Here is a 9,361-nt window from a genome sequence, read left to right on the forward strand (position 1 = left end):
GCCGCTCTCGCCTCTCCGGTACCGAAAGGATACCGGAGAGACCTAGGCTGGGTAGGACAAGAGTCGACTCCCAAAGCCGTCGTCCGATGTCAGCTATCCACGCAGATCCTGTCACCGCTCGCGCTTCGCAAGGGCTCCGAATAGCCTTGCCCGTTCGGGCCGGTTGCTTGGTAGATAGCGCAGTTCGAGGCATCGTATCTGATCCGCGCGTTCTCGTAGCCAAGACGCTGGTCGACCTGCTCGAATGCCGTGACCTCGGCGCTAGGCAGCATGTCGTTTTCTAGATTGCCAGTCGGGGTGGGAGTCTCGGTCGTTTGACACGCGGCGAGCGTTCCGGCGGCGAGAAGGAAAGAGATGGCTTTCATCGTCGATTGCCTTTGCTTGGCTTGGTTCAGGTGAGCTAACTCGGCGGCGGGCCTGAGGTTCACACTCTCGAGTCGCACCGCGTTCGGTCAGCCGCCATATTCCGCGTCGGTGACATGCGCGCCCCATTCGACGGCCAAGCCGTCCACGACCTCCTGGATCGCGTAGTGGGTGACCGACGTGGTGGCGGTCGCGCCGTGCCAGTGCTCGACATCCGGCGGGCACCAGATCACGTCACCGGCCTGCATGGTGATCTTTTCGCCGCCGCGTTCCTGCGTCCAGCCGGTGCCGTGGGTGATCACCAGCTTCTGACCGCCGGGATGTGTGTGCCAGGCCGAGCGCGCGCCGGGCATGAAGGTCACTTCGCCTGCGCTGACGGAGGCCATGTCGGGATCGAAGACCGGCGCCACATAGACGGTGCCGGTGAACACGTCCTCGCTGCCGATCTGGCCAGCGCGGTCTTTGGCGTGGGTGATCTCCATGGACTGCGAGAACGCCGCGGGGGCGGCGAGCGCAAGGGCGAGCGTGGGGGCGAGAAGTCGGGTCATTCTGGTCGTCTCCTTGGTCTCAGAGGCGGCCGTGAGGCCGGAAGGCGGGGCGCATTACCGCGCTCCCATGTAATGAGATGAGGTCGGCGGAGGCTCGGATCATGGGTTCGGTTCAGGATGCGCTCATGAACCGGTCTCATGAGCGAGCGTCGGCGCACAAGCGCGTCGCGTTCATGAGCGGCGCTCATCGGCGCATGCCGGCTGCAGCCGGTTATCTCCAGAGCGGGATGGGATTAAGGTCCTGTCATCAGAATGGTAGCGGAGGCACCATGCTCCATCGACGCATAGCGGCCCTTGGCCTCTGCGCCACACTCGTCACGGGGGCCGAGGCCCACGCGCAGGAGAAGGCTGGAATGATTCCGATCAACGTCACCGTCGGCGAGGCGACGCTCGCCGCCACTCTGGACGATACAATCGTGGGCCGCGACTTCGCCGCGATGCTGCCGCTCGACCTCACGCTGTCGGACTTCCACGGTATCGAGAAGGTCTCGGACCTGCCACGTGCGGTCGACACCAGCGAGGCGCCGGCCACCTACGAGCCCGCTGCGGGCGACATCACGTTCTACGCCCCTTGGGGCAATCTCGCGATCTTCTACAAGCCCTTCCAACCGTCCGGCGGCCTCGTCCGCCTCGGAACGTTCGACGGAGCCGTTGACGCGCTCCTGCAAGATTCCTCATTTGAAATACGCATTGAACGCGCCGATCAACCCGACTGAAGGTTCTTGGATACCAAGAGGTGTCGTGGTTCGGCGCGTCACGAAATCTTCAAGTGCCTGCCTTGAAGGAGCTCGCCATTCCCCGGAACCATTCGGTTCGTTAATCCGAAAGATGATCTACCGGAGGACTGGATATCCCGTGGTGCCCGTCCCCTCGTTCTTGCCGTTATCATTCTAAGTAGCCTTGCGCCAATCTTGCTGCACGATGCTCCGAAAGGCCGCTTCGGGGAGGGGAGACAGATTTATTTGCGTACGGCATTTCGACAAGCAAACCAGTGATGATCGGAGCCGGTTGCAGGACGAAATACCACCGGTGCCACATGCGTGATCATTTCTCGGTTTTGGGGGCGAGGGCATGCAGAACGTGTTCAGCCATATTTGGCCGCTACTCGCGGAGGCTCCTGCGCCATGTCAGATCTTTGCTCCCTCCAAGTCTCTACGCAGACCCTCATACGTCGCCGCCAAGGCCGAAAATTCGGAAAGTCATTGCCGTAAGATTATGCTACCTGACCAAGAGTTATCTTTTCCTAGTCAGCCATCCGTTCGCCGCAACAAGAGCAAGTATCGCCAGCGGCGGCACTACGTGACCGAATTCTCCGTGCAGAAGAACGGTCGCGGACGCGGCGCCCATGACGCAGCCTGCAAGAACGTTCCCGAGCAGGCGTGTTCGAGGCAGCGCAATCAGGGCGGCTGCGGTCCACTCCAGCAGGCCGGTGAGGTAGGGAAACCAGTCGGGATAGCCCCAACGGTCATAGTCGGCGCGGATCTCTGGGCTGGCGAAGATGTTCAAGGTGCCACCCAGCAGGAAGAATGCGACAAGCGCGCCAGCGAAGATGTGGCGCCAGGGGAGCATGGACATGGATCGTCCTCGGTTTCGTATCTGGAGGAATAGGGCCGCTCGCTCAAAGCGGACGGACCGTGGTGAACCGACGGTGGTGCCAGACGAGCGGCTGTCGGGTCTCGGCTAGGTCTATGGCCCGCGGCCGCCCGACGAAAAGGACGTGGTCTTCCGTCTCGATTTCTCCGGCGAGGCTGCAGTCCATCGCCACCATCGCCCCGCACAGGCGGGGATGACCGGATGGCCAAGCCTCCCACGTGCCGTGCTCGAAGCGCCGGTCGTGCGGAACCTTGCCTGCGAAAGCCTCGGCGACCGTCCGCTGATCGGCTTGCAGCATGGCGAACGAGAAGCCGCCGCGCGCGCGGATCAGCGAAGACAGTCTTGCGCCGGCGTCGATCGAGACCAGCAGCGAGGGTGGGTCGACGGCCAACGACAGGGTTGCCGTCACCGTGCGCCCGATGCGCTCGTCTGCGTCGGCGGCCGTAACTACGCAGGCCGTCGCCGCGAGTGATGCCATGGCCTCGCGGAACGCGCGCGCGGTTTGGTCCGTCTTTGCGGGGGCGGCGGCCGTCATGACGCGTCCTTCTGCCCGGGCTCGGGCGAGAAATGCGTCTGGAGCTTGTTCGGTATGCCGTCCATCGTATCGGCATTCGCGGGCGGCTCGCCGGCCGCGGTGATGACAGGCCACATCTCGGCGTATTTGCGATTGAATTCGACCCATCGTTCGCTGTCCGGCTCAGTGTCGGGCCGGATCGCGTCGGCGGGGCATTCCGGTTCGCAGACGCCGCAATCTATGCATTCGTCGGGGTGGATCACGAGCGTGTTCTCCCCCTCGTAGAAGCAGTCGACGGGGCAGACCTCGACGCAATCCATGTACTTGCAGGCAATGCAGTTCTCGGTGACGACGTATGTCATGGCGGGCTCGCGGGTTCGGACAAGGCCCGATGCGCGCTGAACGCGCGCATGGGGATCAGCGGCTCAGGCGAGGTTGGCCTCGGCGAGCTCGTAGTTCGCGAGCCGGTCCAAGAAGTTGTCGACGTAGTCCGGCCGGCGGTTGCGGAAGTCGACGTAGTAGCTGTGCTCCCACACATCGAGGCCGAGAAGCGCCGTACCCTCGCCAGTGGCGAGCGGATTCACCCCGTTGGGCGTCTTGGTCACACCGAGGCCACCGTCCGGCTTCTGGATCAGCCAAGCCCAGCCCGAGCCGAACTGGCCGGTGGCGGCGGTCTTGAACGCCTGCTTGAACGCGTCCACCGAGCCGAAATCGGCGGTAAGCCTCGTCTCGAGCGGGCCGGGGATGCGGCCGCCCTCGGGCGAGAGCGCATTCCAGAAATGGATGTGGTTCCAGTGCTGGCCCGCCTGGTTGAAGATACCCTCGCGCTCGGCATCGCCATAGGTCGCGGTGACGATCTCCTCCAACGTCTTGCCCTGCAGGTCGGCGTTCTTCTCGACGAAACCGTTGAGCGCGGTGACATAGGCCTGGTGGTGTTTGTCGTGGTGCAACTCAAGGGTTTCGGTGCTCATTCCGCGATCCTCGAGGGCGGAATGAGCGAAGTTCAGGGCGGGCAGTTCGAAGGCCATGTGGGGCTCCTTCTCGTGGGTTCGGTTGCGTCCCGCGGCGTGGCGGGCTAATAAACCAAGTAAGCGCTTTGAAAACTCTTGAGGCATATATGTCAAGTGATGACTTGGAAAAACAGGGTTGGTCGCCGCGCTCTGCCGCCGAGCGCATTCTCATGGCGCTCAAGATGCACGGCGCGTTGACCTCGGCCGAGCTGGGCGCGCGCCTCGGCACCACCGGAGAGGCGGCGCGCCAGCAGCTCGTGAAGTTGGCCGAGGACGGTTTCGTGGGGGACGAACGCAAGTCCGCCGGGCGGGGCCGCCCGGCGGTTCACTGGCACCTGACCGAGAAAGGGCAGGCCCGGTTTCCCGACACCCACGCCGCGCTGACCGTGGACATCCTGCGCAGCATCTCGGGCGTTCTGGGCGAGGACGCGCTGGACCGGATCATTAACGCGCGCGAGGCGACAACGCAGGCGCTCTACGAAGAGGCGATGGCGGACTGCGTGACCCTCGGCGACCGCGTCGGAAAACTCGCCGAACTGCGCAACGCAGAAGGCTACATGGCGGCCGCCGAAAAGGGCGAGGACGGGGAGCTTCGGCTGGTGGAAAATCACTGCCCGATCTGCGCCGCGGCGACGTTCTGTCAGGGCTTCTGCCGGGCCGAGAAGGCGGTTTTCGAGAACGTGCTGGGCGACGGCGTCTCGGTCGAGCGGGTGGAGCACATCGTCGGCGGGGGCCGCCGCTGCACCTACGTCATCCGCGAGGCCACCTGATGGCCGCGCGCGATCCCCAGCCCGTGCCGCGCTCTCCCGAGGCGGTGGCCGAGGGCCTCGGCGAGGCGATGATCCGCCAAGTCGTGCATCATTTCTACGCTGCCGCGCGCGAGGACCCGGTGATCGGCCCCGTCTTCCGCGCCCGGGTGCCGGACGACCGCTGGCAGCCGCATCTCGATAAGATCGAGGATTTCTGGTGCTCCAGCCTTCTGGGCACGCGCGGCTATGACGGTCGCCCGATGCCCAAGCACCTCGCGATATCGGAACTGAACGACGATCACTTCCGGCGCTGGCTCGCGCTCTTCCGGCATACGGTTACGCAGCTTTGCCCGCCGAAGACCGCGCAGCTTTTCGTCGAGCGCTCCGAGCGCACCGCCGAGGCGTTCCGCATCAATATCGGCATGGCCCGCGGCGAGGACCTCATGTTCCGTCCCAAGCTCACGCGCGAGCCCTATCCATGAGACCACCGCCAGTGCCGCTGGTTCCGGAGTTCGACCTCGGAGGGCGGAATACACTCGGGTTACGCTCTCGCGCCCGGTTTGGCGGCGTTCTGAATGAGGAAGGGCAGATCGTCGCGGCGGCGCAATTCGCGGAGCGCGCAGGCCTGCCGTTCCACCTGCTCGGGGGCGGCAGCAACTGCGTGCTGGCCGACGAGATCGACGCGGTGGTCGGGATCGCCGACCTGCGTGGCCGCCGGCTGGAGCGCGCTGATGGAGGCGTTCGCATAACTGCGGGCGCAGGCGAGCCATGGGATGAGCTTGTCCGCTGGACTGTCGGGCTGGGCATCGGCGGGCTCGAAAACCTCGCCGGGATCCCGGGCACGGCCGGCGCCGCGCCGGTCCAGAACATCGGCGCCTTCGGCGTGGAATTGAGCGACGTGGTCGAAAGTGTCGATGTCATCGACACGGCGAATTGGTCTCCGCGTCGGCTTACGGCGCCGGACTGCGGGTTCGGCTACCGCTACAGCCGTTTAAAAAAAGAGCCCGGCCGCTTCCTCGTGACCGGGATCACGCTTCATCTGCCGGCCGAGTGGAGCCCGGTTCTGTCGCACGACGGTCTGGGCTGTTGCGCCTATCCGAGTTGCCCCGCCGAGATCATGGCCACAGTACTCGCGCGTCGGCGGGCGCGCCTGCCCGATTGGCGGACGACCGGAAATGCCGGTTCGTTCTTCCATAATCCTGTCGTGTCCGTGGCCGCCGCGTCCCGCATTCCGGAGGTTTCCGGTCGTGCGGTATCGGGCGGTGTCAAGTTGCCCGCAGGAAAGCTGCTCGATCTCTGTGGATTTCGCGGCAAAAGGCGAGGCGGCGCGGCATTTTGCGAGACAAACGCCCTGATCCTCTTTAATGTCGGCGGAGCGACCGTGGCCGACGTGGACGAGCTTGCAGCGAGCGCACAAAAGGCCGTTCGATTGCGGTTCGGCGTCGATCTTGTCCAGGAGCCATCGCGCGTTGGCAATAGAGGCCTAATTGGCGGTCTGAATTGACCTCCGGCGCGGTGCTCTCTTCTTTGGCGGCAAGTTCTAAAGTTTGTATACTCTGGTCTGAACAATTGCGCCGCAAGGGGCTCCGGTCTTCAACTAAATTCGGATAGTGCTCGCGCCGGCCATCTGAAGAGTTTAGCCAGACATCCCCTGATCGAAAGGCCGTTTGCCGTGGTTGCCCCAAGTGACATCTGCGTCCGTAGAATACGGCTGCAAGCCTCAGCGTAAGCCGCGCGCATAGGTCGCCAACCCGCAAAAAACGGTAACTCCCGCTAATAAGTTGAATGGCCGGAAGGTCCGCACTGCCGATCTCGGACCGTTCAAATGCTGCGGCCCGCATGAATGGCCGCTTCGGTGAAGAGGCAGAGCGGAGCGGCGACGACCGGTTTGGGCCGAGAGGGCCATGCGGCCCGCCAGGCTGGGCATGCAGCGCGCTGCAGCGCCGCATAACTGCTCCGGGCTCGAAGCGGTCATGCGGCGACGTAGCGTGGGGTGTGGCAGGCAGGCAGAAGCGGCCGTCGCTCACGGCCCTTAGCCGCCGTTCGCCGGGTCACCTTTCGCCGCGATGCAGCTTCCTGTGACCGATCATCCGTGGCACCGTGCGGCATGGCTGGGAGGGCGAAAGTCCGCTGAGCGGACCTTCCAGACATTCGCCAGCCTTCATTCGAAATGCCGCTTAGATCTGAACTGGTAAGTTTTCCGGGCGACGGCATAGGATGTCTCGAGTGGATAACGGAGATTTTCAGATGGACCTCGGCACGCTCGCACTGTTCGCGTTGACGGAATTTCTCCTGTCGCTCACGCCCGGACCAGCCGTGCTCCTCGTCGTCGGGCTGTCGATGCGTCAGGGGTTCCGGATCGGCTTCATGGCGACCCTCGGAATATTGTCCACCAACGCTGTCTTCTTCAGCCTGTCCGCCCTCGGCGTCGGCGCCCTGATCCTTGCGAGCGCGACGCTATTCACGATCGTCAAATGGATAGGCGCGGCCTACCTAGTATATCTCGGTATAGGCATGATCGCTCCCCTGGCGAAACGTCTCTGGCGCGAGCGATCGCTCGATAGGGGATTGAACCTTTCCGAAGCGCGCGCTGCCGCCCCTCAAGTTCGACAGACAGCGGTTCGGTCCTTCTGGCAGGGCTTCAGTCTCCAAGCGTCGAACCCCGGGAATATCGCGTTCTTCGTCGCCATCCTTCCGCAGTTCGTCTCTCCGGAGGGCAGTGTGGTCCTCCAGCTCGTCGTCCTTGGTTTCACCTCTGTCTTGCTGGAACTTCCTGTTCTCGTCTTCTACGGCCTCGCATCAGCTCTATCGGCCCGTCTGATGCGTGAGCGGATCATCGAGTGGATCGAGGCACTTGGAGGCGGCATCCTTGTGGCGCTCGCCGGTTCCCTCGCCCGTTTGCAACGCGGATCATAGAATCTCCAGACGAGTCTAGAGAGCCGACAATCAAGTAGGACGCAGCGTTCGTTGAAACGGGCTCGAAGCGGTCATGCGGCGACGCAGCGGGGCGTACACTAGGCAGACAGCAGCGGCCGTAGCTCACGGCCCTAACCCGACCTTGGGGCTGGCCGACCTCGCTGCGGCGCAGCTCCACCGAAACAGTCGTTCATGCGTCGCGCAGCATTTTCTACGGCCAAGGTACGCTGTGCGGACAAAGCAGTCGCATCCGGGACGTCGCATTTACCCCATGCGAAGTGCGCCTCGGAGCGTTCTGATGCTCCGGGCGCACTTCGTCGAGGTCCATCAGCCGTTGATCATCGCAAAGGCAGCCGCGTGGCGACCTTCAGCTTCGGCGTTTCTCTGGAAACTCACGCGGCTCACCAGGATCTCGTCGGGAATGTCGTCACGAGACAGGATGCTCACGACTTCATCCGTGAATTCCCGAAGCGACATTGCCGCGGCCACTTGCGACTGGCCTGGCGTCAGCTCCGTTGCGACAAGCGGCGGTGCAATCTCGTGGACATCCACGGATGTATCGCGCAGCTGGTGTCGCAACGACTGGGACCAGGAATGGATGGCGGCCTTGGTCGCGGAGTAGACCGGATTTGCGGCCTTTGGCACAAAGGCGAGCCCCGACGACACCGTGATCAGAGCCGCCCGTGGGTGGGTCTGCATATGGGGCAGCAGTGCCGCAGCCAGGCTGATCGGTGCGATCAGGTTTGTGGCGATGGTGCGGTGCGCCACGTCCAGATCGACCGGGTCCGTCGTGTAATCTTCACTCTCCATGATCCCGGCGTTGAGGATGACGGTGTCGAGGTCGGAATGCTTGGCAATGACTTCCGGAGCAAAAGCCGCAAGCGCCGCCTCGTCCGTGACGTCGAGGGCATAGCCGGCCATCGCGGGGTTCTCGTCCAGCATCGCTTGCAGGCTGCCCTGCTTTCGACCGGTGATGATAATGCGATTGCCCTTCGCCTGAAGGTCCCGGGCAAGGGCCTGACCAATGCCGGAATTACCGCCGGTGATCAGGATCGTTCGATTTGCAAGTGCCATTGTGTACTGTCCTTCTTGCGAGATAGCCCCTAGATGTCTCCATTGCTGCCTGTAAGAAAGTAGGCACCCCAAAGATTTATACTTACCCAAAAGAGAGTATGGAGCCGATGACAGAGACCTCGCTGCGGGAAGACCTGCAGAATCTTCCCCGGACCGATCCCGCACTGGACCGTCTTGTCGAAGAGATCATCGGCCGGGTCGCAGACAAGTGGACGATGTTGCTGATCGAGATCCTGACCGAGCAGGAGTGCTGCCGGTTCGGCGAACTGTCCCGCGCCTGCCCGGGGATCAGCCAGAAGATGCTGACGCAAACCTTGCGCGCGATGGAGCGAGACGGCCTGGTGACCCGCATGGTCTATCCGGTCGTGCCGCCCAAAGTGGAATACCGGCTGACGGATCTAGGCCTCGGCCTTAGCAAGGCATTCTGCGGCGTCTGGCTCTGGGCGGAGGCGAATTTCGAGAAGATCGAGAAGGCCCGAAGTGACTACGCCGCAAAGGCAGCGGTTCAGGATCCGTCGTGATCGGCTCTGAAGCGGTCATGCGGCGACGCAGCGGGCCGTGCGCCAGGCAGGCAGCAGCGACCGTTACTCCCGG

The 9,361-nt window shown here is 63.5% G+C and carries 13 protein-coding genes; 6 read left to right on the forward strand and 7 right to left on the reverse strand.

Annotated features, from left to right (window positions below; translation table 11 throughout):
- Positions 1 to 89: 89 nt before the first annotated feature.
- Both EKE94_RS09190 and EKE94_RS09195 read right to left on the reverse strand, forming a co-directional pair.
- Entirely contained in the window at positions 90 to 365 is a 276-nt protein-coding gene (locus EKE94_RS09190) for a hypothetical protein (RefSeq protein ID WP_127906268.1), read from the reverse strand.
- A gap of 87 nt (positions 366 to 452) precedes the next feature.
- Entirely contained in the window at positions 453 to 911 is a 459-nt protein-coding gene (locus tag EKE94_RS09195; RefSeq protein WP_127906269.1) for a (R)-mandelonitrile lyase, read from the reverse strand.
- 353 nt (positions 912 to 1,264) lie between these two features.
- On the opposite strand from EKE94_RS09195, the gene EKE94_RS09200 reads away from it, so the two are divergent.
- A complete protein-coding gene (locus tag EKE94_RS09200; RefSeq protein ID WP_127906270.1) occupies positions 1,265 to 1,627 on the forward strand; it encodes a cyclophilin-like fold protein in 363 nt (120 codons plus the stop codon).
- Positions 1,628 to 2,144: 517 nt separating this feature from the next.
- Here the strand turns inward: EKE94_RS09200 and EKE94_RS09205 are convergent.
- The 4 genes from EKE94_RS09205 to EKE94_RS09220 form a co-directional block, all read right to left on the reverse strand.
- Positions 2,145 to 2,486, reverse strand: coding sequence for a DoxX family protein (locus tag EKE94_RS09205; RefSeq protein WP_127906271.1), 342 nt, complete (start codon positions 2,484 to 2,486; stop codon positions 2,145 to 2,147).
- 43 nt (positions 2,487 to 2,529) lie between these two features.
- Entirely contained in the window at positions 2,530 to 3,039 is a 510-nt protein-coding gene (locus EKE94_RS09210; protein ID WP_127906272.1) for a flavin reductase family protein, read from the reverse strand.
- A complete protein-coding gene (fdxA, locus tag EKE94_RS09215) occupies positions 3,036 to 3,380 on the reverse strand; it encodes a ferredoxin FdxA (RefSeq protein ID WP_127906273.1) in 345 nt (114 codons plus the stop codon). The genes EKE94_RS09210 and fdxA overlap by 4 nt, the downstream gene beginning before the upstream one ends.
- Before the next feature lie 63 nt (positions 3,381 to 3,443).
- Positions 3,444 to 4,046, reverse strand: coding sequence for a superoxide dismutase (locus EKE94_RS09220; protein ID WP_127906274.1), 603 nt, complete (start codon positions 4,044 to 4,046; stop codon positions 3,444 to 3,446).
- Positions 4,047 to 4,150: 104 nt separating this feature from the next.
- On the opposite strand from EKE94_RS09220, the gene EKE94_RS09225 reads away from it, so the two are divergent.
- From EKE94_RS09225 to EKE94_RS09240, 4 genes are all read left to right on the forward strand, one after another.
- Positions 4,151 to 4,798: a helix-turn-helix transcriptional regulator gene (locus EKE94_RS09225; protein ID WP_235855952.1), complete on the forward strand. Its 648-nt coding sequence runs from the start codon at positions 4,151 to 4,153 to the stop codon at positions 4,796 to 4,798.
- Positions 4,798 to 5,259, forward strand: a complete 462-nt coding sequence (locus tag EKE94_RS09230; protein ID WP_127906276.1) for a group III truncated hemoglobin — start codon at positions 4,798 to 4,800, stop codon at positions 5,257 to 5,259. The genes EKE94_RS09225 and EKE94_RS09230 overlap by 1 nt, the downstream gene beginning before the upstream one ends.
- Before the next feature lie 11 nt (positions 5,260 to 5,270).
- Positions 5,271 to 6,281, forward strand: coding sequence for a UDP-N-acetylmuramate dehydrogenase (murB, locus tag EKE94_RS09235; RefSeq protein ID WP_164870868.1), 1,011 nt, complete (start codon positions 5,271 to 5,273; stop codon positions 6,279 to 6,281).
- A gap of 743 nt (positions 6,282 to 7,024) precedes the next feature.
- The gene (locus tag EKE94_RS09240) at positions 7,025 to 7,693 is read left to right on the forward strand and encodes a LysE family translocator (protein WP_164870869.1); all 669 of its coding nucleotides are present in this window, start codon (positions 7,025 to 7,027) and stop codon (positions 7,691 to 7,693) included.
- A gap of 327 nt (positions 7,694 to 8,020) precedes the next feature.
- Here the strand turns inward: EKE94_RS09240 and EKE94_RS09245 are convergent, their stop codons facing one another.
- Positions 8,021 to 8,767 (reverse strand): SDR family oxidoreductase, encoded by a 747-nt coding sequence (locus EKE94_RS09245; RefSeq protein WP_127906279.1) that lies wholly within the window; start codon positions 8,765 to 8,767, stop codon positions 8,021 to 8,023.
- Positions 8,768 to 8,874: 107 nt separating this feature from the next.
- Here EKE94_RS09245 and EKE94_RS09250 point away from each other — a divergent pair, with 107 nt between their 5' ends.
- A complete protein-coding gene (locus EKE94_RS09250; RefSeq protein WP_127906280.1) occupies positions 8,875 to 9,288 on the forward strand; it encodes a winged helix-turn-helix transcriptional regulator in 414 nt (137 codons plus the stop codon).
- Positions 9,289 to 9,361 lie beyond the last annotated feature (73 nt).

Origin of the sequence: Mesobaculum littorinae (assembly GCF_004011175.1) — a bacterium.
GTDB lineage: Bacteria > Pseudomonadota > Alphaproteobacteria > Rhodobacterales > Rhodobacteraceae > Tranquillimonas > Tranquillimonas littorinae.